We start from the raw sequence: 24,805 nt of genomic DNA on the forward strand, positions 1-24,805 counted from the left end.
TTATACCACCGCTGTTATCGCCTTGCGAGTCGATCCGCAACAGTCATCCAGACAGGCTCCAGCCCAATTAACCAATAGGGCAGTCATTTTGACCATTTGGGTTTGGACAAAAGAGCATTTAATCGGCACAATCCGGGCCGTTTAAACAAAACGTATTTTGAGGTTACTTCATGCCATTGATTAATTACATTGATGCCCAAGGCAACAAATTTGAAGCCGATGTCGCCGTAGGCGAAAACATTATGCAGGGTGCCGTAGACAACATGATCGATGGCATTCTTGGAGAATGTGGCGGCGCTTGTGCCTGCGCCACCTGCCATTGCTATATTGATGATGCCTTTATCAGCAAGGTGCCAGAAGCCGATGCCGCAGAAAAAGATCTGTTAACGGCTGTGGTAGACCCGAAAGAAAACAGCCGCCTGAGCTGCCAGATTGAAGTCACTGCTGACATGGAAGGCTTTACCGTACATCTTCCCGAAAGCCAGTACTGAGCCTGCCAGCACAGTAATTTCTGTCGGGCCCGCTTTTATAATCGACATTTTTGTTGTACAAACTAAAGGCAGTTTGGATTTAACTAAAAGCGGGCTCACGCCATATGATCAAAACCCTCTGGTTTGCAGTGTTTTATGCTGTTATCGGTTTATCACAGAAAACCGTAGCCAGTGCGCCCGATCCCTTTGTCATCTACACCTACCACGATAAACCCCCCTATTACTCAAGAACCCCTGTAACCAGCGGATCCGCCTCGGAATATACTGTTGAAGGGCTGTATCCGGATTTTATTGGGCGCCTGTCCGAGCTGCTGCAACGCCCGATTGAGATACAGTATTTACCCCGCCGGAGGCTGGAACAAAGGCTCAAAGCCCATATTCTCGATGGCGCCGTGATCGGTGTTAACCCGGTATGGTTTAAAGATAAAGACAGAAAGACTTTTCTTTGGACAGAGGCCTTTATGCAGGATAGGGATGTTGTGGCGGTTCGTCATGACGACGATTTAAGCTATAACCACCCCAATGATCTGATAGCAAGAACAGTTACCGTACCCCGTGGCTACTACCTCTGGGGTGTCAGTGAAAACATAAAAAGCAAAAAGCAGAGAGCCATCCTGACATCATCAGAGTTGCAGAGCCTGAAGCTGATTGCCACCAAACGGGCCGACGCGACCATCATCAGTGAAAAAACCCTGCAACACATGATCGAAACCACATTTAGACCGGGGATGTTCAAAGTCCTGCCGGTTGCCCACGACAGTTTTGATCGCCACTTCCTGTTTCCCAAACAGTACAGGGACGATTACGAGCTATTCAATAGTGCTATCCAGAAGCTTATTAACAGCCCGCCTGAGCCAACAAACTAATCGCGATTAGAGGTTGCGATAATGCTTCTCTGGGTTTTTCTTGAAGCGCTTGTAGCTCCACTGATATTGCTCGGTGCCATCGGCATCGATTTTCTTTTCAAAACTCTGATTCATGGCATCAGTGGAAGCCTGCAAATCGTCATCAAAGATGCCCGCTTCAGGCTCTGAAAAGCGAATTTCAAAACCGCTTTCAATCCGTTTGACATGGGTGACCAAAACCACCCCCTCAGGGTTTTTCTTGATCAGATAGTGAACAAACTTTGTAGTAATTGCCGGGATACCAAAAAAAGAACTCCAGACACCGGATTTTTCTGACACCTGCTGATCAGGAAGGATGATGCAAGTCTGCCCCTGACGGTAGGCTTTCATAAAATCGATCACCCCTTTGCGACCAGCCGCCAGCAGTTTAAAACCGGACAGCTCCCTGGACTCACGCATGCGCTGATCCAACAGTGGCATCTTCGCCGATTTGTACATTGCCACACCCACACCAATACGCCTCGGTATATAACTGGCAAACAGCTCCCAGTTGCCATAATGAGGCATCAACAGCAACACACCCTTGCCTTTATCAAGGCCGGCAAACAGCAGCTCTTCATTGATAACATTGGTGATCAACTTATCGTTGGCCTGCAATTGGCGCTCGGATGCCGCCCAGGCAATACCAGCTTCGGCGGCAGTACAACCGGCATGAAACAGAGCGCCCCTGACGATTTTCTCGCGCTCCACTTCTGGCAAACTGGGATAACAAAGTTCAATATTTTTGCGCGTAACTTTATAGGTTTGACTGTTGGTTACTCTGAGCAGCCAGCCAATGAAAGCACCAAAGCGACGCGCACCACCAAGGGTCAGAAAACTAAGGAGCCACAATACGGACAGTACAATACGTGATTTGATATCCATCTCTATAAAATTTCCGCAATTAAACCAGACCAAATACGGCCAGAAGATTGGCGCACATTGTACTCAAACAAGGTCATGCAGGCGAAGACTATCAATCCAGAAAACTGTATTACTCAGTCAATAGCAAAAGTGGCGGTGACCGAAGCACTGATTTTATGTTTGCCCACATTGATTTCAGGCGCTGACTCGAGCTTGGCATCCATCGCCATGGCTCTCTGCCCCATCAACATCGGTGGTTGTTGCCAGTTGGTATTGATCTGAAGATTAATCACTTCACCGAGTTGCTCATCGAGCGCCATAACCGAAGCCTGTGCCCTTGCCCGGGCCTTTTCAGTGGCCTTGGCAATTGCCTGCAGCTCAAGACTCTCCCGCTGACTGAATTTATAACGGGTTTGATCAAGGTTGTTGGCTCCCGAATCGGGCAAGCCACTGTAAAGCTCACCCAGGCGGTCCATATCCCTCAGGGTTACTGTGAACGGGGCACTGGCCTGATACCCGGTAATTTCACGTGGTTTATTGCGCGGATAGTGCCAGGTTGGATGAACCCGGACACTGGCGGCATTGAGATCATCGTTGGCGACATCAAGACTTCGAACGAACTGAATAACCCGCTCCAACTGCTTCTGGGCTTGCCGGGTTGCCTCCTTGGCCGTCTTGGCCTCCACAGACACCCTGCCGGAAACCACCGCAATATCCGGTACCGCCATAACTTCACCATTGGCACTACTGGTAACTTGGCGCTCATCGGCGTGGACATGGGTAACAACAAATAAAGAAACAACAACACACAAAAGATATTTCATAGAAAACCCTTTCCTTTTGATCAACATGACAGCCCTGAGACCCATCGCAGCAGATTTAATTCCCTGACTCGCTTTTTTCTGTATTGGCATCAGACTGGGTTGATTCATCGCTAAACAGAGGATCAGGCAGGCTTCCCAATTTATGATCGGGTGTCTCAACCATAATGGGCAGCCGAAACAGATAAGTAGTGACACCGGCCCCGATCAACATCATAGCCAGAGCCACGTACCACTTGCCAATAATCAACGAAGAGGAAATCATACTGATCCACAACAGGGCGACCACGCGATTGCGTACTTTGCGCGGTATGCCCTCACCACTCTCCCACGCCTGCACAATCAGACCCAGTTTGGGGTGATTCCAGAGCCAGAGATGAAAGCGTTTACTGGAACGGGCAAAGCACCAAGCTGCCAGCAAGATAAACGGGGTAGTAGGCAGAATTGGCAAAAAAATACCGATCACGCCCAACACAATCGACGTCCAGCCAACCGTTATCAGTAACAACTTTTTCAAAGTCCATGGATGATTGTCCATGAGCGGCTTCACCTCACCAATACCTTGCGATGCATTCATAATTGTCACCTGAAATACGGATTATTACAGGCTATCGGCCAAAATGAGGTTGCCTGCAGCCGGATCAATGGGCTGTGCTTATAAACCCCGGGTTTGACCAACCGATCAGTGCTGATGACCACCTACACCGTGGGCGTGACCATGATCCAGTTCTTCCGCTGTAGCATCGCGTACCTCAACTACCTCGATATTAAACACCAAAGTTTTACCCGCCAGCGGGTGATTGGCGTCGATGTCGACATTCTTAAGACCCACCTTAACCACCATCGCATCCTGCGGACCATGCTCAGTGTTGACTTCGACAATCATCCCCGGAGCCAGCTTGCCCTTGGTCAACAAGTGCTTTTTAGGCACCCGCTGTATGGCGCCTTCCTTGCGCTGACCATAAGCTTTTTCCGGCGCCAGAGTCACTTCTACCAAATCACCGGCTGATTTTCCGGCCACGGCCTCTTCCAGACCCGGCAACATGGAACCATGGCCGTGCAGGTAGAGAACCGGAGTCGAATCTTTTGAGTTCTCAAAGATCTCGCCACCGGGCTCATTCAGGGTGTAGTGGAACGACACCACCTTGTCTTTTTCAATGTTCATGATGTTAATTATCCTCATTCAGAAAACGGGCTTTTTTGCCCGCCAGAAACGCTTGCAGTTCAGGTAACTGAGCATGTGGCAATGCCAGCGTTAGAATTACCTGTTCGTGATATTCGTGCTCTGTCACATCACCTTTGTGCCCTGACAACCAATGGCGCAGCGACTGCTCCAACGCAAAGTCGATGGCTACGCGACAGGTTATTCTGGGCTCAAACAGTGTTTTGGGTAGTGCCTCCATGGCCATTTGTGCCGCCTGACTGTAGGCCCTGACCAAACCGCCGGCTCCCAGTTTGATTCCACCAAAATAACGAATCACCACCAACATCACGTTGCCAACCCCCTTGTGCTCAAGCACGTTCAGGATCGGCTTACCCGCTGTACCCGATGGTTCGCCGTCATCAGAGCTGGCCACGGTGGATGGTGACAGAGGTGGTCCCACCAGATAGGCCCAGCAATGATGCCGGGCATCGGGATAATCGATACGGGCTTGCTCCAGTAGATCCATCGCCTCCTCTCGGCTACAAGCCTCTGCTACCCGGGCAATAAAGCGGCTTTTCTTGATTTCGTATTCAACCTCTACGGCTTGTGCCGGGGTGAAATAAGACACGGGGGCAGACACAGACAGACTCGGTGGGATCAATTCAACAGGAGCCGCATCATACCATTGAGTACCGGCGTTTTCCGATCTACGGTTAAAAACAATTGCCACCAAGAACAATCATCTCTAAAAACTACGGTCTCTAAATTCAATCACCACTGAACTTTAAACCTATAGCCGGAGGGCAGAATCCGTTAGAATTCCGGTTTTTGTTGCAGCAAGGCGAAACACCATGGCGATTCAATGGTACCCGGGGCACATGCACAAGGCCCAAAAACAGATCAAGGAAGTTCTGCCACAGGTGGATCTGTTGATCGAAGTCCTTGATGCCCGCATTCCCTTCAGCAGTGAAAATCCAGCGATTGCGACCCTTCGAGGTGACAAGCCCTGCATCAAAGTACTCAGTAAGACCGATCTGGCCGACCCGGAAATGACACGCCAGTGGCAGGAGTATCTGGAGCAGCAAAAAAACGTCAAAACCCTGGGCATCACCACCGAGGAGCCTGGCAAGATGAAGGGCCTGATCGATCTGTGCCGCAAAATGCTGCCGGAAAAAGATCAGGGCTACAGCACCATCCACACCATGATCGTGGGCATCCCCAACGTCGGCAAATCCACCCTGATCAATACATTGGCCGGTAAAACCATTGCCAAAACCGGCAACGAACCTGCCGTCACCAAGGGCCAGCAACGAATCAATCTGGGTAATGGCATCATGCTTCTAGATACCCCGGGAATTCTCTGGCCCAAAGTAGAAAATGACAAGAGCAGCTACCGTCTCGCCGCCAGTGGCGCGATCAAAGACACCGCCATGGAATACGATGACGTTGCCTTCTTTCTCGCTGACTTCCTGTTGCAATACTACCCCGAGCTTCTCAAACAACGCTTTGAGCTATCCGAACTGCCAGCAACCGAGCTCGAATTTCTGGAGCTGGCCGCCGCCCGAAGAGGCTGTCTGCGCCCCGGTGGTCGCACCGATCTGCACAAGATTTCGGAAATCCTGATCAATGAATTGCGCTCCGGCACTTTGGGAAGAATCACCCTAGAAACACCAGAGATGGCCATCGAAGAAGTGCGTCAGGTTGAGGCAGAAAAGGCTCGCAAAGCCGAAGAAGACCGTGCGCGCAAGGAGGCTTTCAAACAACGCCAGCGCGGTGGCCACGCCGAACAGGGCGAACAGCCATTGAAAAAATCCGGAAACCGATCCAAAAACCGCAATCGTAAAAGACGTTAATCATGACCAAACGCTTAATCTCTCTCAGCCTTTTTACACTTGTCTGCCTGCTGGCCTATTTCCTGTTAAAACCAGACCCCAATCAGCAGGTGATGCGATTCAGCCTGCCTTGGGAAATCACCGTCAATGACGACGGAACCAGCGAGGTATTTGGTCTGACTCTGGAACAAACCAATCTGGCACAGGCCATAGCGCATCTGGGCATGGATTATAAACTGGCCATCATCGCCAATCAGGACAATTATGCCGCCCTCGAAGCCTATTACAGCCATTTTTCCAGTGGCCCGATCCGTGGCAAACTGATTCTGGTAGTTGATGCCCCCCAACAGGCACTGGCGGATATTCAGGACAACCCGGCAGCCTCCAAGTATATGGCCTCGGGTGCCCGTCAATTTTTGCTCAACCCCGACGACAAACAACGAGCGGAGCAATGGCCAATCAAAAGTCTGAGTTTTATTCCCGCGGTCAACCTCGAACAGGACTTGATCGAACAGCGCTTTGGCAAGCCGCAGTCAATCATTGCTGAAACTGAAACCACCCGTCACCTGCTCTACCCGAAACTGGGGCTGGATGCAGTGATCAGTGATGAGGCAAAGGAACAGCTGCTCTATGTGGCCCCCAGATCTTTCAGCAGTCTGGAACAACCCCTGCAAACACTCGACAGCGACAATAAGTCAGGGAATGAAATTTCAAACGGTGGCCTTTGATTCATATCAACACAGCACATCGCTCCCAACCTAAAATAAAGACAACAAAGAAATTATTGACCCATCAGGAGATAACCATGGCTGTTGAACATCACGATCTGGCACACGAATTCCCAGAACTGAAAGAGCAAATTCACACTCTGAAAACCACGAACAACCACTTCCGCCGCCTGTTCGACGAGTACCATGAATTGACTATCGAAGTAGAAAAAATGGAAAACGAAGTGGTACCTGCCACTACGGCTCGTGAAGAAGAAGCCAAGAAGCAACGGCTGCACCTTAAAGATGAACTCTATAAGATGCTGACCGCGCAGCCAGCCTAAGCGGCACGTTTCTCAGGCAAAAAAAATCCCGGATATCCGGGATTTTTTTTGCCTGAAGGAAAATGCCAATCAGGAAGGCAGCATCTTCATCAGAATCGCTTCGCACTGCTGACGATCCATATAGCGAGGCACCGGGAAGGTGTAATGGGCTTCAGCCAAAGCGCCTTTGGTGATCAGAGGAATGTCCTCGCTTTTCAATGCGTCCAGCGACTTGGGCACGCCCATGTGCTCACTGATTTCCCAAACCTTATCGATAAATTTGCCGGCCAGCACCCAATCGCTTTCTGAACGGTCACCCAGTTCACATTCAATCGCCAGTTGCGCCAGTCGATGGGCCACAGCAGGTTTGGAGAATTCCAGAATGTGCGGCAATGCAATGGCATTCGCCAGCCCATGAGGTGTGTGGTACTTGGCACCAAATTGATGGGCAATGGCATGCACATAACCGACAAAGGCCTTGGTAAACGCCAGTCCCGCATAGAAAGAGGCCTTGGCCATCCCCTCGCGCGCTTTTAAATTGCTGCCATCATCATAGGAGGCAGTAAGGTTCTTGATGATCAGACGTATTGCGGCAACCGCATAAGCATCGGTCTTGGGGGCAGCAAACTTGGAGATATAAGCCTCGACCGCATGGGTCAGAGCATCCATACCCGTAGCGGCCGTGATTGGCGCCGGCATGCCTTTCATCAATTCCGGATCCAGTGCCGCAGCAATCGGAACCAGTTTGGGATCGATTACGACGCGCTTCTGATCCTCTTCTTTATCCGTTATCACGGCAGCCACAGTAACTTCAGAACCGGTACCCGCTGTGGTCGGTATGGCAAACAGGGGAATGGCCTGATTGCGGGCCTTCAATTTGCCTTCCAGCTGTTTCGGGGTTTTGTCGTTATTGGCCGCCAGCGCCATAACCTTGGCCGCATCGATGGATGAGCCACCGCCGACAGCCAGAACGCTGTCGCAGTCATTTTGCTTCAGCATCTCCAGACCCGCCTCAACCACACCGAATGAAGGGTCTGGCTCAACACCATCAAAGATCACCACATTCACACCCTCTTGTTCGAGACTGTCGGCAATGGGTTTGATCAGACCAAGCTCATTCAGGATTTTATCGGTGACCAGCAATACTTTTTTGGCACCCAGTTGGGCCATAGCCTGGGTCAACTGTAAAGACGAACCGGCACCACTGAATAAGGTGGGTTTATTTTCAGGTAGAACCGCGATCAAAAATCGATTGATCAGCATTAGAAATTTGTAGAACAACACTTGCAGTTGAAACATCTCTCCCCCAGTTATTTTTTTATATGGATTTTGACGGTTTTCTTCAAAGGGCCCGTATAACCTGTTGTGTTAATATACTACCCACCCTCCAATAAAGTTTGACATTTTACGACATGACATCACCCACTTTATCTCAAACCGCTCTGGTGGTTATTGCCCATGGCAGCCGCCGTGACAGTGCCAATCAGGAATTTATGCAACTGGTTGAAAATCTCGCGACCGATAAAGCCGCACAGTTCGCCCGCGTTGCTCCGGCATTCCTCGAGCAAACATCGCCAACTCTGTTGCAAGCCTGCGAAACTGTAATCAAAGACGGTATGAAAAAGATTTACGTGTACCCATTGTTTTTTAACAATGGCCGGCACGTTGGCAAGGACATTCCGGCACAGGTAGTAGAGGCCATGGAGGCGTTTCCCGGTGTCGAGATTGAGCTGATGGATTATTTTGGTCTGGCCCCAGAACTTGGCAGCACCATTGGCAACCACATCACCGACCAGCTCTGAAGTCTCTTGCCAATATTGGATTGTTGACGGTGTCTGCTATTTGCCCGTCTTGCGATAATCCATCGGTGAACAGCCCTGTTGACTGCGAAAGAATCGCGAAAAAGCACTGAGTTCAGAATAACCTAGGTAGGAAGCCATATTGGTCAGGGAAATTTTGGTCTCGAGCAGATACTGCCGGGCCAGATCCATTCGAATACTGTTCAAGATGGTTTTATAGGATGTGTCCTCGTCCAGTAAGCGACGCTGCAAGGTGCGCTTATTCATCTGTAACAGCTTTGCCACATTGTCTTCACTGCAACCACCGTTGGGCAGCAAAACGTGTATCAGATAACCCACCAGATTGGCGTACTTCTCGTTAGCCGAAACCTGTTGCTGCATCTGCTCCAGATGCTGCAACAGACTGACTCGTTTACTTTTATCCGCTTTAGGCTGAACCGCCTGCAACGCCATATTCTCAATGGCTACCCCGTAAAACTCCTGATTAAAGTACAGTGGGCAGCGAAAAATCTCACTGAATGATTCGAGATTCTCCGGTTCCTTGTGGACAAAATAAACCGCCATGGGATTCCAGCCTTCACCAAGACTCTCTCTCGCCAGTTTGGTGGCAAACCCCATGGCAAAATCGCAAATCTGCGGATCACGGGTAAATCGCGGTGCAATATCGTCGTAGGTGAGCAACACCTTATCACTGTACTGCTGGACAGTGACAATGGAACTGGAGTTATGCAAACGCAAGAAGCGGCCAATGGTATCCACACTGCCCCCCAGCAAATCCTCTGCCTCTGCCAACAGACCCACGGCGCCAAGCATATCCACACTCTGACGGGTTGAGAGCAACAAACCAAAATCGCTGTGCCCGGTTGTCGCTGAAGCCAGACGCAAGCAGTGAATATACTGCTCGGTAGGAATCAGATTGTCTTTGCCTTCCAGTAGCCGGGTATCGAAACCAGATTGTGTCCAGATCCAATCAATATCCCCGTTCAGTTCCTCAACCAACTCCGGAAAATACTGAAAAGCACCAGTGCGTATTTGGGGGTACATGTCACCTGACTCGGGATTTTCTGCTGCTCAAAATAGAAAAGGCCTTGTCCATAATGCTGGACAAGGCCTTCTTTTAAAAGCGTTGAAGCTTAGACTCTTGATTTCAACTTCATCAACAGGTTGTAAACGCGAGTGGCGAAGTTACCGTAAGGAGGCGCCAGAAACTTCAGGAAAGAGAAACTGGCCTGATAGAATACCGGACGCATCTTCGACAGAGCAATAAACCCTTCATAGCCGTGATAATGACCCATACCACTTGGACCCACACCGCCAAAAGGCATATCGTGCTGTGCCACGTGTAACAGGGCATCGTTCACACACACACCACCGGACATGATGCGGTCGATGTATCTATCTGCCAATTTCTTATCGTTGGTGAATGGATACATGGCCAGTGGACGGTCGCGCTCGCCCACGTATTCGATTACCTCGCTGGAGTTTTTGTAGGTACGCAGACCAATCAGAGGACCAAAGGTTTCGCGCGTGGCAATGGTCATATCTTCGGTCATATCGGTAATCAGGGTCACCGGGAACTTGCGGGTTTCTTCGTTGAGTTCCTGATTACACAGGTTAACCACACGGGCGCCCTTCTCTTTGGCGTCATCTACGGTGGCCTTCAGGCGCTGCACAGAACGGTCGTCAATAATGGAGGTGTAGTCAACACTCTCAATATCAGGCACGTGTTTCTGAACCCAGGCTTTGGCCGCCTCAATAAAGGCTTCTTTCTGGCTCTCATGGACAAACACATAATCGACGTTGACACAGATCTGGCCCGCGTTGAATTGTTTCACGAACATGATGCGCTCAACGGCTTTCTCCAGAGGGAAATCAGGATCAATAATCGCCGGCGCCTTGCCACCCAGCTCCAGAATAACCGGAGTCAGATTCTTGGCCGCCGAGGCCATAACCGCACGGCCGGTCTGACCGGAACCGGTGAAGAAAATCAGATCAAATGGGATTTGTGAAAACTCGATACCCACACCACCGGTTTCTTCAAAGAAAGCCAGCTTTTCTTCCGGGAAATAGTTACCTACCACGTCTTGCAACAAACGAGACAGAGCCACAGAGTTCTCCGACATTTTCACCATGGCACGGTTACCGGCGGAGAACGCGGAAATCAGGGGTCCAAAACTCAGGTTAACCGGGAAGTTCCAGGGAACAATAATACCCACCACACCCAGTGGCTGAGGAATAACGCGGTTTTTGGCGCCGAAGAACATGGTGATATCAACGTGACGCTTTTGCACCTTCATCCATTTTTTCAGGCGCTTTCTGGCGTCATCAATGCTATCAAGGGTAGCGATAAACTCGGCGAACAGACTCTCATGAGTAGAGCGATTACCGTAGTCTTGACTGATCGCCTGAATGATTTTGTCCTGTTGATCCACCAGCATGCGCTTGAGGTTTTTCAGGTCCTCAATACGCTGTTTGTATTCGGGGGTGGGATTAGCCAGATAGGCACTGCGCTGCTTTTGAAAGGTCGCATTGAGCATATTGGCGATATCAGGTGTCAGATTTTCGTTAACCGCGTTCATCGACTGGTTCCTTTATTAAAATTATCGTATTTGTTTTTTGTTGCCCGGCAGATTGGTAATCAACTTACGGGCCTTTTCCGGGAAAATACTTGCAAAAGTATTCACCGGGCTCTCATCATCGCTTTTGATTCTTTTTCGACCTATTGAATCGATTTTAGCCCAACACCCTGACGGCAATTTGACATTACACGACAGCCAGTAAAGCAAATTCAGAGTAGCAAAAAGCCAAACGACAGTTCTGCCATCTTTACAATAGTTGTCACGAATATTGGAAATACGTCAGCTATTCTACTCTCTATAACAGTGATTTCCTGTCATTTGAAGCCACATCAGAGTCTCTGCATGACGTAAAATGACAAATCAGGGATAAATACAAAAATAAAACAGGAGTGGATGCATGAACCCCTACTTTTCCAAAGCCGGCCATAAGATCACAGACATTAACGATATTCGGGAAATCGAAAGCATTGCACTGGAAGATCTGCCACTGCCAGCCAGTAGCTACCAGCTGTTGAAAGAGTCTGCCGCCAATTTCAGTGACCAAATTGCCCTGCGCTTTCTGCCTTTTGCGACACTGGACGAAGAAAGTATCACCCTGACCTATCAGCAGCTGTTTGCCAGAATCACTCAAACCGCCAACGGCTTGCACTCACTGGGCGTCACCAAAGATGACGTGGTTTCGATGATGCTACCCAATCTGCCCCAGACGCACTTCACCATCTGGGGAGCCGAAGCGGCCGGTATTTTCAACCCGATCAACCCGCTGTTGGACGTTGAGCACATTGCCGCCATCATCAACGAGGCCAAATCCAAGGTTCTGGTTACTCTGGCCCCCACTCCCGGCAGCGATCTGTGGGAGAAAGCCCAGCAGGTGAAAGCTTTGGCGCCGGATCTGCAATATGTTGTTGCGATCAACCTGTTCAACACCCCGGAACAGATGGCGGACTACCTGAGTGCCAGCGTTCTGGATTTCGATGCCCTGATTAACGATAAACCAGCCGGCCATCTGGTCAGTGGCCGCGTCATTGCCAGTACCGACATTGCCTCTTATTTTCACACCGGCGGCACCACCGGAACCCCCAAGCTGGCGCCTCACACCCACGCCAATGAAATCATCAACTGTTATCAGATGTGCAGCTGCCTGGAAATGAACGCCGGTAGCCGTGCCCTCTGCGGCCTGCCGCTGTTCCATGTCAACGGCGTCTTTGTTACCGGGCTGGCGCCCTGGATGACCGGTGCCGAAGTGATTCTGGCCACCGCCGCCGGCTACCGCACACCCGAAGTCATCAGCAATTTCTGGGGGCTGGTTGAAAAGTATCAGATCAGCCTGTTCAGTTGTGTCCCCACGATCCTCAGCACCCTGTTGGAAATTCCATCAGAAGACTATGATCTGTCCAGTCTGGATACCGCACTGTGCGGAGCCGCCCCTCTGGCCACCGAGCTGTTCCGCAAATTCGAAGACAAAACCGGAATCACTCTGGTGGAAGGCTACGGTCAAACAGAAGGCACCTGTTGCACCTCCGCCAACCCCAAGTTCGGAGATCGTCGGATTGGCTCAGTGGGCTTACCCGTACCCTACCTGCAAGTTCGCATCGTTGAAGTGGACGAAAATGGCCTCTGGGTTCGCGATTGCGACACCAATGAATCCGGTGAAATTGTCATCAAGGGACCGAACGTTTTCAGCGGTTATAAGCAACCGTCACAGAATGAGGGCCAGTGGCCACTGGAAGGCTGGTTCAATACCGGTGATCTGGGTCGCCTCGACGAAGACGGCTATCTGTGGCTCACCGGACGCAGCAAGGATTTGATCATTCGCGGCGGCCACAACATCGATCCGCAAATGATCGAAGAAGCCTATTACAAACGCGACGATATCGCTGAAGCGGTAGCCATCGGTAAACCCGACAAGCGGGTCGGAGAATTACCGGTGCTGTTTGTGCAAATGAAACAGGGTTGTGAAGTCAGTGCCGAAGAACTGATCAATTATGGAAATGAGACCATTCATGAGCGAGCGGCCGTCCCCAAGGAGGTTTATTTCGTTGATGCCATGCCGGTAACCGCCGTTGGTAAAATTTTCAAACCCACCCTGCGCAATGATCTGGTAAAACAAATGGTTAGCGAAACATTGCAGGAAAATTTGTCTGAAGGTTTTTCGGTTGAAGTCGTGACCGACAAGAAGTTCGGGCAGTGTGTCACGGTAACCTGTGACGAGGAAGAGAGGGTAACTGAACTACTCGGTGATTACGCGTTTAAATTAAACGTCAGCTCAGTGGCTTAAGCCATAGTATTGCCAGTTTGAATACCGTGATTCAATCTAAAAGCTGTTGTTAAGGCCTGAGCCCAAGACCGATTGCCGCATGGTTGCGGCAATCGAGTTTACAACGAAGCATTCACAGCAAGCTTTAGGCAGATTACAGCAGTAACTTGCTACTCGCTTAAAAAGCTCAAACGCCCATCTTATTTAAAGAATCACCCACTTCCCTTAATGCTCTGGCCAGTTGCGGGTGATCCATTTCAAAATCCACCGCCGCAGAATCAATCTGCTGGACCAATGTATCATGCTCGTCAGGCACCACCGGCTCTGGTTTATCCAACATGGTACTGAGCAGATCTCCCAACAAATCACGCTCTTTACTGGCGAGCGCCGTTTCCATAATGGTTCTGATTTCAGCAATGTTGGCTTTAAGGGCATCGTTGGTCATGATGGGATCTCCTGACTGCATAGAGGTCGGTTAGATAAAGAGCTGATGGACAAGGGCCTGTTGGATAAGGACCTGATGGACAAAGGCCCGATCAACAGAAGCTCACACACTCATTTAAGTATAGCCAATCAACTTCAAAGCGACACAGGATCATGCCAACAAAAAAAGCCCCCTCTGATGATCATCATCGGGGGCAAAAAGGTTGTAATGAACCGAATCTATCAGGCGTGTTTCACGTTCATGCTGATGTCAGCGGTAAAGCACTTGGTACCGGCATCGTCGTAAGCGGCTACCGGGACCACAATTTCACCGGGTTTGGAGAAATCAACGTCGCTGGCATCACAGACCACTTTCAAATCGGTTTTGGCTTTCGCCAGATAGGCCACCGTCATGCCCTGGGGGATCCAGATGGCTCCGGCGGGAATGGAAACATCCGTGGTCATACCACCTACCAGCTCTGCCGCGTTACACATGGCAATGGCGTGTACCGTACCCAAATGGTTATGAACCTTCTTCTGATTCTTTAAACGCATCTCGGCATAGCCCGGTTTCAGCTCCACCATTTCCGGATCGATACTGGCAAAGTATGGTGCGATCTGGCTAACGGCCTGGGAAAAGGCCTCGGGGCCCATTTGATTGTAAAGTTCGAGATTCTGACTCATGGGATCTTCCTCATGCTCTGGTCGGTCCCGGCAAACGCCTAAAAGGTTTCAATCACCTTATTGAGAAAGCGCATCACAACCGCTATTTCATCATCGCTGAAATCAGCGGCAAGTAATTCATTGAGTTGCGCAATCAAGGGAAAAACCTGCGGGAGTGTCTCCCGACCTCGCTCGGCAAGGTATAAGCGGGTTGCCCGACCATCAATATTGCAGGGCTGGCGCTGAATCAACGCTCTCGCTTCCATCCGCTTGGCCAATCCGGTAACAGCGGAGTTATTCAGGCCCAGGGCCTGCGATAAATCCTTCTGTAAACAACCCTCGTTCTTTGCCACATACAACATGGCAGCAACCTGGCTGACCGGAATATCCAACAGCTCAACACTCTTGTTATCGGCGAACCGAAACACCCGATGCTGAGCCATATTCATCAGAAAAAAGAGACGCTTATCCAACGCTTGCTCCTATTTACACCGTCTTGCAACGGCAACTTGTTCACATGTGAAGTATTTAGTTTATATATAAACAATATTAACAGAATAACCAAAACAGCCCAATTTGATATCAAAACAAACCAAGTTGCTGATCCACTATGGACTCAAAAGATTTGCCTTCGAAGTGGAGAATGCCATCCACAATGGGGGCAATCTGACGCTCGATAAACTCTTCGTAATCAAAAGGCGAAACCCGATGTTCCATAGGTTCGGGACCATGGGTGGTCAGAGCGTATTGCACCCAGCCTCCTCGCTGATAGCGTGCCGGCATGCCCTGAGACTCCAGCCATTCATCGGCTTTGCGAGCGGCCTGTACATGAGGCGGTACGTTTTTCTTATAATCGTCCAGTCGCCTGCGAATGCGCTTGCGATACCACAGATCGCGGTCGTGCTCACCCGCCTTAATTGCTTCCACCGTCTCGCGAATAAAAGCTTCAACGGCCTCACCGGCAAACACCTTGCCATAGAGATCGCGTTGAAACTGGCGCGCCATTGGTGTCCAGTCGGTGCGCACGGCCTCCAATCCTTTAAACACCATCTCGGGTTCACGGCCAGCTTTTTCCACCAGACCGGCGTAGCGCTTTTTACTGCCGGTATCGGAGCCCCGAATGGTGGGCATAACAAATCGGCTGTAGTGGGTTTCGTATTCGATCTCCAGGCGGCTCTCCAGATGATAGTGATCCTGAAGATAACTCTGCCAATAGCGATTGAGAGAATCGGCCAGTTGGTGCCCCAACTGATCCACCTCTTGCAGCGAGGCATTCTGCGGCAGTGTTGCCAGGTGCACAAACACCGAGTCGGTATCGCCATAAATCACGCGATGCCCCTGCTCTTCAATCAGCTCCCTTGAGCGGGTCAGAATCTGATGGCCGCGCAAGGTAATGGAGCTTGGCAAGCGGTAGTCGAAAAAGCGACAACCGGGAGTGCCCAACACCCCATAAAAAGAATTCATAATAATTTTGATTGCCTGAGACAAGGCTGCGTTCTGCTGTCGCTTGGCCTGATCACGGGCCATCCACAGCTCGCCAATAATATCCGGCAGCAAGGCCGTTTGTTTCAGGAACACAGCACCGTTAAATCCGGGAACCAGTAACTCGCGATCGACCTCTTCGGTTTCCTGGCGGTCCCATTGCGCTTCGCGCTTGTGACCAAAGGCCTGCTCATGAAATTGACCGGTCACCCGAGCCAGAGGATCGATATGAAAGGTGCGCATGATACTGGGGTACAGGGATTTAAAATCCAGCACCAGCACGTGTTGATAAACGCCGGGAATGGAATCCATCACATAGCCCCCGGGGCTACCAACGCCCACAGGGTTGTCCACCAGTGCCGGGCCAACAAAACCCGAACGATGCAATCTGGGTAGATAGCGATTATCGAATGCCGCGACAGAACCGCCAAAACGATCGAATGTGAGCCCCGTCAGATTAGCCCTCTCAATGGCGAATTCAAACAATCCCAGGCTCTGAAAAATATCCCAAACCAGCTGGCAGTCTTCGAGGTTATAGCGTGCCAGCGCCACCTTATCACTGTGGAACTGTTCGGTAATTTTCTCCGCTCGATTATCAACATCGTCAACCAGCTTGCCACGCTGCAGTACTTCCCCGGCAACATAATCCAGTGAAAAACTTTCAAACTGATAGGTAGCCGACTTTAACGTGTCGATGCCATCGAGAACTGGCCGCCCCGGAATCACCAAGGTGTAATGTTCATCGTCGCTTCTGGACTGACGCCAATCCAGCAGCCTGGCGTTACGCCCGAGGCTCAGCCGGACTCGCCACTGCTCGGCCTTTTTTTGCAGGAAGCGCAAATCAAAATTAATGACATTCCAGCCAATGACAATATCCGGATCCTGCTCGGTAAACCATTGCACAAAGGTTTCCAGCAGGTTTTTTTCATCCGGACAATAGTGCAAATAGTCCGGCCGGGCATCACCATCGTCGCGATCAGACTGAGGGTCAGCCACCATAAAAACCCGCCGCATCGGATCGGCATCCGCGGCGTCAGCCAGTGCCGTCCGATGCAGAGTCACGCCAATGCAATACAGGTAATCCCCGGCAAGATCGGTTTCGATGTCCAGTGACACCACCGTAAAGGCAGGATTGACCGGCGCCGGCTGCCAGCGGGGGTTGATCATTTCCCGATAGCCGTCCCGCTGCCTGATCTCGCCCTTGAGACTAACCCCCGCGGTGACAAAGCGCTCCATCAGAAAGCGATCACTGGGGTGGACATCCGCTTCCAACGGTTCCATCCCGGATTTTTTCAGCGCTTCGCGAGCGCGATACAACACACGCTGCTCGCGGAAGTAGATACCCACCACCCGGCGATTGCGAAAGTCGCGGAGGTTCAGTGGCTTGATCTCCCAGGCGGGTAATACCGAGGGGTGACTTGCCGAGACACCCAACACGCGCAACAGGGTATTGTGCGCTTTGTCTTCATCCTCGGCAGCGAGGAAAAAAACCGCAGGCTGATCATCGACGCGAACCCGAACCGGTCCTTGGGCGGAGGTTAACCAATAATCCAGCGTCAGCTGTTTGAGGCGAAACAGGTTACTGCCCGTAGCGTCATCCCACTGCCGAGTCAGCAGAAAACCGTCTATCTGTTGCTCAGGGACTTTCTGTTGCTTAGAGACTTTCTGTTGCTCAGAAGCTCGGCTCATGATTCAAACAACAGTACTCAGGGACAACGGTAAATGATGAATTGTTGCTGCCCGTCGGTCGCCTCCTGTTCGGGCACCAATGCATTGCCGCCCATGGCGGCCGCTTCGTTGCGGGCCAGAGCCACCAATTCGTTGCGAACGGTTTGCTGATCGCGCTCATACAGCCACAGCTTGTCCTTGGTTTGCGTGCTGGTGGTCCCCAGACGCTGGCAGGATTCAGCCTGAAAACGATCCAGCATAACCACCTGTTCGGAACCGGGCTTGCTATCAACCCAGGCGCAGGCGCTGACAAGGGCTGTCAGGCCAAGGGTATAAATCGTTTTAATCGACATGGTGTTTAACTCCAGATTAGTCACTTTCAATTTTGTCCTGTTGCTGCAGATTCCACATATTGGCGTAGTAGCCGCCAAGAGCCAGCAGCTGGTCGTGATTGCCCTGCTCGACAACCTCGCCTTGATGCACCACCACAATGCTGTCGGCGTCGACGATGGTGGATAGACGATGGGCAATCACCACCGCGGTATGCTCCTGTGAAATTTCCTGAATGGCTTTGAGTATCAACTTCTCGGAGCGGCTATCCAGCGATGAGGTTGCCTCGTCAAAGGCAATAATGGGTGGCCGCTTGAGGATACAGCGTGCAATGGAAACCCTCTGCTTTTCACCGCCGGATAATTTCAGACCCCGCTCGCCCACCAAAGTTTGTTCACGGTTGGGCAGGCGCTGAATAAAATCATCCAGATGGGCCAGACGAATGGCCTGCCACACCTCATCATCAGTGGCCTCCACCCGTCCGTAGCGGATGTTTTCAAAGATTGAACAATTGAACAGCACAGTATCCTGAGGCACGACCCCTATTTGTGAGCGCAGTGACTGCTGGGTGACATCACGAATATCCTGACCATCGATCAACACCTGACCGTTATCGGTGTCGTAAAATCGCAGCAGCAATTTAAGCAACGTGGATTTGCCCGAACCGCTGCTGCCGACAATCGCCACCTTGTTGCGAGCAGGGATGCTGAAGCTGACCTTGTTCAGGATCTGGCGTTCTGGCTGGTAGCCAAAATTTATCTGGCGAAATTCGATCGCTCCCTGATCCACCTTCAATTCACGGGCCTCGGGCTTGTCGGACACCTTGGCCTCCTGCTTCAGCAGGCCAAACATATTTTCGATATTGGCCATGGAGCCTTTCATTTCCCGGTAGACAAAACCCAGAAAGTTGAGCGGCATAAAAATCTGCATCATAAAGGCATTGATCAGGACAAAATCACCCAGCGTCATTTCTCCCCGGGTCACATCATGGGCTGCCAGAATCATCGCCGCTGTCAGGGACGCTGCAATCACAAACGCCTGACCACCATTGAGAGCAAACAGTGACAGACGATTCTGACGTCGGGCCTTCTCCCACTGCGCCAGATCCTGATCGTAGTGGCGGGCTTCGTATTCCTCGTTGGTGAAATAGCGCACCGTTTCATAATTGAGCAAGCTGTCGATGGCCCGGGTACTCGATTGGGATTCAGCCTGATTGGCAGCCCGGACAAAGCGCGTGCGCCACTCTGTGGCAACAAACGAATAACTGGCGTAACAGACCACGGCCACCAGCACGATAACGCCATACCAGAAGCTGTAATTCCACCACAGCAAGCCCACCACCATGCAAATTTCCAGGAGTGTCGGGACAATGTTGAACACCATAAAGCGCAACAGGAAACTGATGCCGTTGGTGCCCCGCTCAATGTCCCGTGAAAGCCCGCCGGTTTTTCGATTGAGATGAAAATCGATATCCAGAGCATGCAAATGCTTGAATACTTTCAAACCAATCCGGCGCATGGCGCGCTCGGTCACCCGACCAAACAGCGTGTCTCGCAACTCGCCAAACATCACATTGGCAAAACGCACCGCGCCATAGGCCAGCAACAATCCGAGAGGCAGGGCCAACATCGGCCCCACATCGGCGTCAAGATCATCAACAATGTGCTTAAGAATAAAAGGCATACCGACACTGGCCAGCTTGGCCATAATCAGGCACAACAGCGCCAGTCCAATCCGGGTTTTAAATTCCAGCAAATAGGGCCAGAGTTGTTTCAGGGTTGACCAGTTGACGTCACCAATGGCGACATCTGTTCTCATACTGCGCATATAGGAGAAGCCACATTCAAAAATCGGGGGGTACACCCAAAAAGGAGGGCGATTCAGGGTGATAAAACCACAGTGCTTAAGAATACCGAAAAACGACCGACAATTTCATGGTATGGGGCCAGTTTTTTTGTACTAAGTTGTTAAGGCTGGCCACCACCGATTCAAGGCGTAAGCCACCCACAGCCAAACCACCATTGAGAGCCAATTGAGAGCCGACTAATGACCATCACACCCCGCCAGATTCAGCTGATACAGGAAAGCTTCAAACAGGTTGAACCCATCGCCGATCAGGCCGCAGAAATTTTCTACAACAAGTTGTTTGAATACGATCCGGCCCTGCGTCCCCTGTTCAAATCCGACCTCAAGGATCAGGGACGTAAACTGATGACCACGTTAAAAGTTGCTGTTAATGGTCTAAATGATCTGGATAAACTGGTGGTGGTTCTGCAACAATTGGCGGAACGCCATGTCGGCTATGGGGTCAAACCGGAAGATTACACTCCAGTGGGCAACGCTCTGCTGTTTACACTTAAAACCGGGTTGGGGCCGTCCTGGAATCCGGAATTGCGTCAAGCCTGGGTGGATGTATTCCGGCTGATGGCAACCGTGATGAAAAAACACGCCTATCAATAACTTAGAATTCTAAAACCACAAGTAAGGAAACAGACCAAACTCATGAAATTACGCTACCTATCCCGTGCATTGCTGCCGTTCATGCTGGCCGCCACCCTTCCCGTTTCGGCTCTGGCCGCCGAGCCTCTGAAAACTCAAACCATCAAACCCACAGCGGGTCATCAGGGCATTTCCGGTGTCAAGGTGGTGTCCGTCACGCCAGAAAATGACCAATGGGTAAAAGTTGAACTCAGCCTGCCAGAAGATTCAGAAAATGAAGCGGTGATTGAAGAAATCATCGTAGTCGGTCACCCCGATAGCGCCGAAGTCAAACAGGTCAAACCCTATGAAGTGATTAACGATCCGGAGTCCGGCCGCAGCGGCATTGTGATCTATATGGACAAAATGCAGGACTTTGCCCTGACCATTAACTACTCCGAACCCCAACCAGACGTAGTGCCTGATCGCAATACCGAGCGATAACAGACGTGAACTGTAACCGGCTGGACCTCAGCCGGTTGCTTCCCTGCCAAAACCCCGTTCATCGTTTGACAACCAAACATTCATTTATTGGTAGCGAAGACCAGCCAGGGATTGGCTAAACTGGCCGCCTGATCCTATCTCTTTTACATTGCAGGCCCGATAATCCATGGTATTGAAATCTCCTCGCTCCGCCATTGCCCTGTTGCTGTTTGTCTCGTTTGTCTGGGGCGCTGAATTTGCGCTGGTGGACCTCGCCATTGAGAAGGTGCCCACCCACGCCTTTAATGCCTTGCGTTTTGCTCTGGCGGGGCTGTGCCTGCTACCGCTGTTAAAACTCGAAGCGCCTCAACCGCAACACACAAAAAGAACCACTATTACCGGCCTGCTACTGGGTTTTTTACTGTTTGTCGGCTTTGCCACCCAAACCGAAGGTCTGCACTACACCAGTGTCTCCAATGCCGGTTTTATCACCGGGCTCAATGTCCCCTTTGTGCCCCTGCTGGGCTTTTTGCTGTTTCGCAGCCACGTATCCCTGAGTGCCTGGGGCGGTGTTGTAGCCGCTACCGTGGGTCTCTACTTTTTGACCATTGGCGATAAATTAAGCTTTAACTATGGCGATGTTCTGGTGCTCATCTGCGCCGTCGCCTTTGCGGCCCATATTGTTATGACCGGCCACTTCGCTGGAGCGCTTCCGGCCATCCGTCTCAGTGTGATACAGATGTTCGCCGTCGCTGGTTACAGTGCTCTGGCCTCAGTCAGTCTGGAGCTGAACCATGATTTCTATCAGGCCCCACTGGCCACTCTGTCAGACCCATGGGTGCTGTCGGCCATTTTAACGGCCGCCATTCTGGGCAGTGCGCTGGCATATTGGGCACAGACCGCTTCACAAAAGATCCTGCAACCCCATCAGGTGGCGTTGATTTTCGCTACGGAACCCCTGTTTGCTCACGGTACTGCCGCCATCTTCCTCGGTGAGACTCTGGGAATGCAAGGTTGGCTCGGAGCCGGTTTGATTGTGGCAGGAATGCTGATTTCAGAATTGGGGGACAAAAAGCACCCAGCCGAAATCCACGCCATTGACCACAGCGCAGCCCCCAGAGATTATTGATTTCGAAAGCGGCAGCTTGAACGGCTATACTGCCGCTTACAACTTATCCCGGCATCACTAAGGTAAGCCTGCGTGGCAAACAAAAAAACAAACAAGCCCAACACATCCCGCAAGAGAAAGCGTGACAATCCGATCTTTGTTATCTGCATGATGATTGCCGCTGTGATTTCAGCGGTGGTGGTCACTGTGACCGTGGTATCCGATCAACAGGCCAAGCCTGCCACCTCCGGCCACAGCGAATTATCCAGAGTTACCGATCCGGAATACGCCTTTACTCAGGCTGAGACCCAGTGTCTGGCTTCAGCCAGACGTTCATTTGAGCACCCCAACGCACTCTATATCGATGGCCGCTCAACCCAGGATCTGGGCGAAGGACAGTTTCGGGTGTTTTTGCGAGTAGATCCCTCGGTTTCAATGGGATCCGAATCCATCCTGGTCTGTGAAGCCGGGATTGATGATGGCTATATGCGAGTTACAGGCATGAAAGAGCAGAAACCCGGCGAGGCCCAGAATATCGGCATTAAAAAATTGCTGGAGGCCTTCAAAACCAACTGATCAGGACTGTCTGTCGGCCTGATACTGTTCAACAAACCAGCAACAGGTGCTGTGCTGCAGCCCGGATTGACTGGCCCAGTTCAGGCCAGCCTCTACCAACCGTTCTGCCAGGCCCTGACCGCGCATGCGCAAAGGCACATAGGTGCGAATAAAATTAATCGATTTCTGATCAAGCCACTCGTAGGTCAGCTCCGCCTCTCCGGTCGGGCCCGCAATCACAAATCGATTGTTCTGCTGCTCGTGAATCACTTCAGCCTCGCTAATCACTTGAGCCACGCTAATCACCTGTACTCATAACCTGTGGCTCAATCAGCAAGGTGGGCACACCCAGATCACAGCTTTTCACAGTTGCCACCCGGGTTCCGGGCTTGCGCCCCTCACGACTTTCAGACATGGCGACACCCGCCTCATCAAGTCGCTTCAGACAGCCATCAAGCAATCCGGTCTGATAGGCAATGCCCCAGAAAAAATCCGGTCGACTCATGCTTTCATTGGGCACAATCACCTCGAGGGTCAACTTGCCGGTACGGAAAAACAGCATCCGACCGCCCCACTCCGGTACGGTTTTATCCAGCGCCAGGCGTAAACCCATGCCCGTTTCGCCAAAGCGTTCAATACAGGCATCACCATCGCGACTGTAGAGCACCAGATGATCCACCCGGGCAATATCACCGGTTTTCAGGGCAGCGTCATCGTGGCCCTCACCTGCCACCAGAGACACTTCAAAAGCTTCATGTTCTGTGGGCACACACAGCAATCGATCTTCAACGCACGAACTGTTGCTGTCGCTGTAGTGACACTGGGTCGCAATCATATCTTCCGCTTTGTTCACGGTCGATAAATCGTCTACCGCCAACACCACGCCGGAGATGCCTTGGCCAGCATTTTCTCTGGAGCTGTCGTAGAGTTCAATGCGGGTGTTTTCCAGATAAAACCAGGCAACGGCACCGTAATCCAATAACCGGCCGGAATCCTCGAGCCAGCGGTACTGACCACTCCAGTAAGGCGCAACGCCTAACAAGCGGGTGTAATCGTTGATCGCCTGAAACAGATCTTCACAACAGATGCGGATGCGGGCAAAGCCGGTTACTGTCATTGCTGAATTCCTTTTTTATACTGCCATTGTTCTATTCTGAGCCGCGGCTCAATACATGGATGTAGCGCCCCAGTGACCGCCAGGGTTCTTCACGCGAAAGAGCCAACTCCAGCGCCAATTGCTGTTCGGGCTCACTGACTAGGACCTCTGGATCCAGAATATAATCGTGAAAGCAGCGGATACCACTGCGACACAAAACTGTCTGATGGCGATCCAGCAGCCACTGCAATACCCGTTCAGGTTCACGGGGATATGTGGGTGTCAGACTGCCGCGATAACCCCGAAAATCATTATCGAGAACTTTCTGGAAATTACCGCGCAGCAGGTTTTTCAGCAAGGTGCCATTCACATTGTAAAAGGTCAGGGACAAAATCCCGTCCGGCGACATCATACTGACCAGCGCATCCAGCAACACTTTGGGATCGGATACCCACTCCAATACCGCATGACACAGAACCAGATCGTAGCCGGCTGAATTTTCGCACGCCAGTGACTGAATCGAACCGAGGTGAAAATTGATTTGATCCTCAAGCCCCAGCTCGCAGGCGTTGTCTCTGGCCAGCGCCAACATATTTTCTGAAATATCGCACAGGGTCAGATAATGGCCCTGTTGTGCCAGCGACAAAGAAAACTGCCCCTGGCCACCACCGGCATCGAGAATTCTCAAAGGTTTGAAGTCCAGGTGTTCCGGATACAGTCCCGGCATAAATTCACTCAGATCCCGGGTCAAAACCTCTAGACGCACTTCGCCTTTCAAACCATCATAGACATTGCGTTTAAAGCGGTGAGCCAGGTCATCAAAATTGCGATCAGCAGGCCAGCTCATAGAGGACATCCAAACCAGTGGTACAGGTGGT

Annotated in this window: 28 protein-coding genes; 11 read left to right on the forward strand and 17 right to left on the reverse strand. The window is 51.3% G+C overall.

Annotated features, from left to right (window positions below; genetic code table 11):
• The first annotated feature begins 170 nt into the window (after positions 1 to 170).
• Together ACPXV9_RS04825 and ACPXV9_RS04830 are read left to right on the forward strand one after the other, a co-directional pair.
• Positions 171 to 491, forward strand: a complete 321-nt coding sequence (locus tag ACPXV9_RS04825) for a 2Fe-2S iron-sulfur cluster-binding protein (protein WP_423895073.1) — start codon at positions 171 to 173, stop codon at positions 489 to 491.
• Between the two features lie 104 nt (positions 492 to 595).
• Positions 596 to 1,357, forward strand: coding sequence for a substrate-binding periplasmic protein (locus tag ACPXV9_RS04830; RefSeq protein WP_423895074.1), 762 nt, complete (start codon positions 596 to 598; stop codon positions 1,355 to 1,357).
• A 6-nt stretch (positions 1,358 to 1,363) separates the two neighbouring features.
• Here ACPXV9_RS04830 and ACPXV9_RS04835 read toward each other — a convergent pair whose 3' ends face one another.
• From ACPXV9_RS04835 to ACPXV9_RS04855, 5 genes are all read right to left on the reverse strand, one after another.
• A complete protein-coding gene (locus ACPXV9_RS04835; RefSeq protein ID WP_423895076.1) occupies positions 1,364 to 2,260 on the reverse strand; it encodes a lysophospholipid acyltransferase family protein in 897 nt (298 codons plus the stop codon).
• Between the two features lie 113 nt (positions 2,261 to 2,373).
• Complete coding sequence (locus ACPXV9_RS04840) at positions 2,374 to 3,063, reverse strand: SIMPL domain-containing protein (RefSeq protein WP_423895078.1); 690 nt, start codon at positions 3,061 to 3,063, stop codon at positions 2,374 to 2,376.
• 55 nt (positions 3,064 to 3,118) lie between these two features.
• On the reverse strand, positions 3,119 to 3,637 hold the full coding sequence (locus tag ACPXV9_RS04845; RefSeq protein WP_423895080.1) for a YbaN family protein: 519 nt from the start codon (positions 3,635 to 3,637) through the stop codon (positions 3,119 to 3,121).
• Positions 3,638 to 3,742: 105 nt separating this feature from the next.
• Positions 3,743 to 4,225 carry an FKBP-type peptidyl-prolyl cis-trans isomerase gene (locus ACPXV9_RS04850; protein WP_423895081.1) on the reverse strand — a complete coding sequence of 161 codons (483 nt, stop codon included), beginning with the start codon at positions 4,223 to 4,225 and terminating at the stop codon, positions 3,743 to 3,745.
• Between the two features lie 4 nt (positions 4,226 to 4,229).
• Positions 4,230 to 4,934, reverse strand: a complete 705-nt coding sequence (locus ACPXV9_RS04855) for an IMPACT family protein (protein ID WP_423895698.1) — start codon at positions 4,932 to 4,934, stop codon at positions 4,230 to 4,232.
• Between the two features lie 121 nt (positions 4,935 to 5,055).
• Here ACPXV9_RS04855 and ylqF point away from each other — a divergent pair, with 121 nt between their 5' ends.
• The 3 genes from ylqF (at position 5,056) to ACPXV9_RS04870 (ending at position 7,087) form a co-directional block, all read left to right on the forward strand.
• Positions 5,056 to 6,057, forward strand: coding sequence for a ribosome biogenesis GTPase YlqF (ylqF, locus tag ACPXV9_RS04860; RefSeq protein WP_423895083.1), 1,002 nt, complete (start codon positions 5,056 to 5,058; stop codon positions 6,055 to 6,057).
• Between the two features lie 2 nt (positions 6,058 to 6,059).
• On the forward strand, positions 6,060 to 6,764 hold the full coding sequence (locus tag ACPXV9_RS04865; protein ID WP_423895085.1) for a hypothetical protein: 705 nt from the start codon (positions 6,060 to 6,062) through the stop codon (positions 6,762 to 6,764).
• A gap of 77 nt (positions 6,765 to 6,841) precedes the next feature.
• The gene (locus tag ACPXV9_RS04870; RefSeq protein ID WP_423895086.1) at positions 6,842 to 7,087 is read left to right on the forward strand and encodes a YdcH family protein; all 246 of its coding nucleotides are present in this window, start codon (positions 6,842 to 6,844) and stop codon (positions 7,085 to 7,087) included.
• Between the two features lie 69 nt (positions 7,088 to 7,156).
• Here the strand turns inward: ACPXV9_RS04870 and ACPXV9_RS04875 are convergent, their stop codons facing one another.
• Positions 7,157 to 8,365, reverse strand: coding sequence for an iron-containing alcohol dehydrogenase (locus tag ACPXV9_RS04875; RefSeq protein WP_423895088.1), 1,209 nt, complete (start codon positions 8,363 to 8,365; stop codon positions 7,157 to 7,159).
• A gap of 113 nt (positions 8,366 to 8,478) precedes the next feature.
• Here ACPXV9_RS04875 and ACPXV9_RS04880 point away from each other — a divergent pair, with 113 nt between their 5' ends.
• Positions 8,479 to 8,868 (forward strand): sirohydrochlorin chelatase, encoded by a 390-nt coding sequence (locus tag ACPXV9_RS04880; RefSeq protein ID WP_423895090.1) that lies wholly within the window; start codon positions 8,479 to 8,481, stop codon positions 8,866 to 8,868.
• Positions 8,869 to 8,904: 36 nt separating this feature from the next.
• Here ACPXV9_RS04880 and ACPXV9_RS04885 read toward each other — a convergent pair whose 3' ends face one another.
• Both ACPXV9_RS04885 and ACPXV9_RS04890 read right to left on the reverse strand, forming a co-directional pair.
• Positions 8,905 to 9,909, reverse strand: coding sequence for an AraC family transcriptional regulator ligand-binding domain-containing protein (locus tag ACPXV9_RS04885; RefSeq protein WP_423895092.1), 1,005 nt, complete (start codon positions 9,907 to 9,909; stop codon positions 8,905 to 8,907).
• An 89-nt stretch (positions 9,910 to 9,998) separates the two neighbouring features.
• Complete coding sequence (locus tag ACPXV9_RS04890; protein WP_423895094.1) at positions 9,999 to 11,444, reverse strand: coniferyl aldehyde dehydrogenase; 1,446 nt, start codon at positions 11,442 to 11,444, stop codon at positions 9,999 to 10,001.
• Positions 11,445 to 11,841: 397 nt separating this feature from the next.
• On the opposite strand from ACPXV9_RS04890, the gene ACPXV9_RS04895 reads away from it, so the two are divergent.
• Positions 11,842 to 13,722, forward strand: a complete 1,881-nt coding sequence (locus ACPXV9_RS04895; protein WP_423895096.1) for an acyl-CoA synthetase — start codon at positions 11,842 to 11,844, stop codon at positions 13,720 to 13,722.
• Positions 13,723 to 13,888: 166 nt separating this feature from the next.
• Here ACPXV9_RS04895 and ACPXV9_RS04900 read toward each other — a convergent pair whose 3' ends face one another.
• From ACPXV9_RS04900 to ACPXV9_RS04925, 6 genes are all read right to left on the reverse strand, one after another.
• Complete coding sequence (locus ACPXV9_RS04900) at positions 13,889 to 14,146, reverse strand: DUF4404 family protein (RefSeq protein WP_423895098.1); 258 nt, start codon at positions 14,144 to 14,146, stop codon at positions 13,889 to 13,891.
• 221 nt (positions 14,147 to 14,367) lie between these two features.
• The gene (locus tag ACPXV9_RS04905; protein ID WP_423895100.1) at positions 14,368 to 14,808 is read right to left on the reverse strand and encodes a hotdog fold domain-containing protein; all 441 of its coding nucleotides are present in this window, start codon (positions 14,806 to 14,808) and stop codon (positions 14,368 to 14,370) included.
• Between the two features lie 38 nt (positions 14,809 to 14,846).
• Positions 14,847 to 15,260, reverse strand: a complete 414-nt coding sequence (locus ACPXV9_RS04910; RefSeq protein ID WP_423895102.1) for a MarR family winged helix-turn-helix transcriptional regulator — start codon at positions 15,258 to 15,260, stop codon at positions 14,847 to 14,849.
• Positions 15,261 to 15,369: 109 nt separating this feature from the next.
• Positions 15,370 to 17,958, reverse strand: coding sequence for a DNA polymerase II (locus ACPXV9_RS04915; RefSeq protein ID WP_423895104.1), 2,589 nt, complete (start codon positions 17,956 to 17,958; stop codon positions 15,370 to 15,372).
• Between the two features lie 17 nt (positions 17,959 to 17,975).
• Positions 17,976 to 18,290 (reverse strand): DUF4156 domain-containing protein, encoded by a 315-nt coding sequence (locus tag ACPXV9_RS04920; protein WP_423895105.1) that lies wholly within the window; start codon positions 18,288 to 18,290, stop codon positions 17,976 to 17,978.
• A 16-nt stretch (positions 18,291 to 18,306) separates the two neighbouring features.
• A complete protein-coding gene (locus ACPXV9_RS04925) occupies positions 18,307 to 20,094 on the reverse strand; it encodes an ABCB family ABC transporter ATP-binding protein/permease (protein ID WP_423895107.1) in 1,788 nt (595 codons plus the stop codon).
• 219 nt (positions 20,095 to 20,313) lie between these two features.
• On the opposite strand from ACPXV9_RS04925, the gene ACPXV9_RS04930 reads away from it, so the two are divergent.
• The 4 genes from ACPXV9_RS04930 to ACPXV9_RS04945 all read left to right on the forward strand — a co-directional run bounded on the left by ACPXV9_RS04930 (position 20,314) and on the right by ACPXV9_RS04945 (position 22,852).
• Positions 20,314 to 20,727 (forward strand): globin family protein, encoded by a 414-nt coding sequence (locus ACPXV9_RS04930; protein WP_423895109.1) that lies wholly within the window; start codon positions 20,314 to 20,316, stop codon positions 20,725 to 20,727.
• Positions 20,728 to 20,769: 42 nt separating this feature from the next.
• Positions 20,770 to 21,189 (forward strand): hypothetical protein, encoded by a 420-nt coding sequence (locus ACPXV9_RS04935; RefSeq protein ID WP_423895110.1) that lies wholly within the window; start codon positions 20,770 to 20,772, stop codon positions 21,187 to 21,189.
• A gap of 166 nt (positions 21,190 to 21,355) precedes the next feature.
• Positions 21,356 to 22,297 carry a DMT family transporter gene (locus ACPXV9_RS04940; protein ID WP_423895112.1) on the forward strand — a complete coding sequence of 314 codons (942 nt, stop codon included), beginning with the start codon at positions 21,356 to 21,358 and terminating at the stop codon, positions 22,295 to 22,297.
• Between the two features lie 72 nt (positions 22,298 to 22,369).
• Positions 22,370 to 22,852 carry a hypothetical protein gene (locus tag ACPXV9_RS04945; RefSeq protein WP_423895114.1) on the forward strand — a complete coding sequence of 161 codons (483 nt, stop codon included), beginning with the start codon at positions 22,370 to 22,372 and terminating at the stop codon, positions 22,850 to 22,852.
• On the opposite strand, the gene ACPXV9_RS04950 is transcribed toward ACPXV9_RS04945, so the two are convergent.
• Genes ACPXV9_RS04950 through ACPXV9_RS04960 form a run of 3 tightly spaced genes read right to left on the reverse strand, consistent with a single transcriptional unit; the run spans position 22,853 to position 24,774 of the window.
• The gene (locus ACPXV9_RS04950; protein WP_423895116.1) at positions 22,853 to 23,128 is read right to left on the reverse strand and encodes a GNAT family N-acetyltransferase; all 276 of its coding nucleotides are present in this window, start codon (positions 23,126 to 23,128) and stop codon (positions 22,853 to 22,855) included.
• A gap of 1 nt (position 23,129) precedes the next feature.
• Positions 23,130 to 23,948 (reverse strand): VOC family protein, encoded by an 819-nt coding sequence (locus tag ACPXV9_RS04955; protein WP_423895117.1) that lies wholly within the window; start codon positions 23,946 to 23,948, stop codon positions 23,130 to 23,132.
• Between the two features lie 31 nt (positions 23,949 to 23,979).
• Positions 23,980 to 24,774, reverse strand: coding sequence for a methyltransferase domain-containing protein (locus tag ACPXV9_RS04960; protein WP_423895119.1), 795 nt, complete (start codon positions 24,772 to 24,774; stop codon positions 23,980 to 23,982).
• Between the last annotated feature and the right edge of the window lie 31 nt (positions 24,775 to 24,805).

It is taken from the genome of Candidatus Pelagadaptatus aseana (assembly GCF_040362265.1).
In the GTDB taxonomy this organism is placed as follows: Bacteria; Pseudomonadota; Gammaproteobacteria; order Pseudomonadales; family Cellvibrionaceae; genus Pelagadaptatus; species Pelagadaptatus aseana.

Coding starts and splice junctions, on each gene's coding strand:
- ACPXV9_RS04825 (WP_423895073.1), top strand. CDS start 171: ATGCCATTGATTAATTACATTGATGCCCAAGGCAACAAATTTGAAGCC.
- ACPXV9_RS04830 (WP_423895074.1), top strand. CDS start 596: ATGATCAAAACCCTCTGGTTTGCAGTGTTTTATGCTGTTATCGGTTTA.
- ACPXV9_RS04835 (WP_423895076.1), bottom strand. CDS start 2,260: ATGGATATCAAATCACGTATTGTACTGTCCGTATTGTGGCTCCTTAGT.
- ACPXV9_RS04840 (WP_423895078.1), bottom strand. CDS start 3,063: ATGAAATATCTTTTGTGTGTTGTTGTTTCTTTATTTGTTGTTACCCAT.
- ACPXV9_RS04845 (WP_423895080.1), bottom strand. CDS start 3,637: ATGAATGCATCGCAAGGTATTGGTGAGGTGAAGCCGCTCATGGACAAT.
- ACPXV9_RS04850 (WP_423895081.1), bottom strand. CDS start 4,225: ATGAACATTGAAAAAGACAAGGTGGTGTCGTTCCACTACACCCTGAAT.
- ylqF (WP_423895083.1), top strand. CDS start 5,056: ATGGCGATTCAATGGTACCCGGGGCACATGCACAAGGCCCAAAAACAG.
- ACPXV9_RS04865 (WP_423895085.1), top strand. CDS start 6,060: ATGACCAAACGCTTAATCTCTCTCAGCCTTTTTACACTTGTCTGCCTG.
- ACPXV9_RS04870 (WP_423895086.1), top strand. CDS start 6,842: ATGGCTGTTGAACATCACGATCTGGCACACGAATTCCCAGAACTGAAA.
- ACPXV9_RS04875 (WP_423895088.1), bottom strand. CDS start 8,365: ATGTTTCAACTGCAAGTGTTGTTCTACAAATTTCTAATGCTGATCAAT.
- ACPXV9_RS04880 (WP_423895090.1), top strand. CDS start 8,479: ATGACATCACCCACTTTATCTCAAACCGCTCTGGTGGTTATTGCCCAT.
- ACPXV9_RS04885 (WP_423895092.1), bottom strand. CDS start 9,909: ATGTACCCCCAAATACGCACTGGTGCTTTTCAGTATTTTCCGGAGTTG.
- ACPXV9_RS04890 (WP_423895094.1), bottom strand. CDS start 11,444: ATGAACGCGGTTAACGAAAATCTGACACCTGATATCGCCAATATGCTC.
- ACPXV9_RS04895 (WP_423895096.1), top strand. CDS start 11,842: ATGAACCCCTACTTTTCCAAAGCCGGCCATAAGATCACAGACATTAAC.
- ACPXV9_RS04900 (WP_423895098.1), bottom strand. CDS start 14,146: ATGACCAACGATGCCCTTAAAGCCAACATTGCTGAAATCAGAACCATT.
- ACPXV9_RS04905 (WP_423895100.1), bottom strand. CDS start 14,808: ATGAGTCAGAATCTCGAACTTTACAATCAAATGGGCCCCGAGGCCTTT.
- ACPXV9_RS04915 (WP_423895104.1), bottom strand. CDS start 17,958: ATGAGCCGAGCTTCTGAGCAACAGAAAGTCTCTAAGCAACAGAAAGTC.
- ACPXV9_RS04920 (WP_423895105.1), bottom strand. CDS start 18,290: ATGTCGATTAAAACGATTTATACCCTTGGCCTGACAGCCCTTGTCAGC.
- ACPXV9_RS04925 (WP_423895107.1), bottom strand. CDS start 20,094: ATGCGCAGTATGAGAACAGATGTCGCCATTGGTGACGTCAACTGGTCA.
- ACPXV9_RS04930 (WP_423895109.1), top strand. CDS start 20,314: ATGACCATCACACCCCGCCAGATTCAGCTGATACAGGAAAGCTTCAAA.
- ACPXV9_RS04935 (WP_423895110.1), top strand. CDS start 20,770: ATGAAATTACGCTACCTATCCCGTGCATTGCTGCCGTTCATGCTGGCC.
- ACPXV9_RS04940 (WP_423895112.1), top strand. CDS start 21,356: ATGGTATTGAAATCTCCTCGCTCCGCCATTGCCCTGTTGCTGTTTGTC.
- ACPXV9_RS04955 (WP_423895117.1), bottom strand. CDS start 23,948: ATGACAGTAACCGGCTTTGCCCGCATCCGCATCTGTTGTGAAGATCTG.
- ACPXV9_RS04960 (WP_423895119.1), bottom strand. CDS start 24,774: ATGAGCTGGCCTGCTGATCGCAATTTTGATGACCTGGCTCACCGCTTT.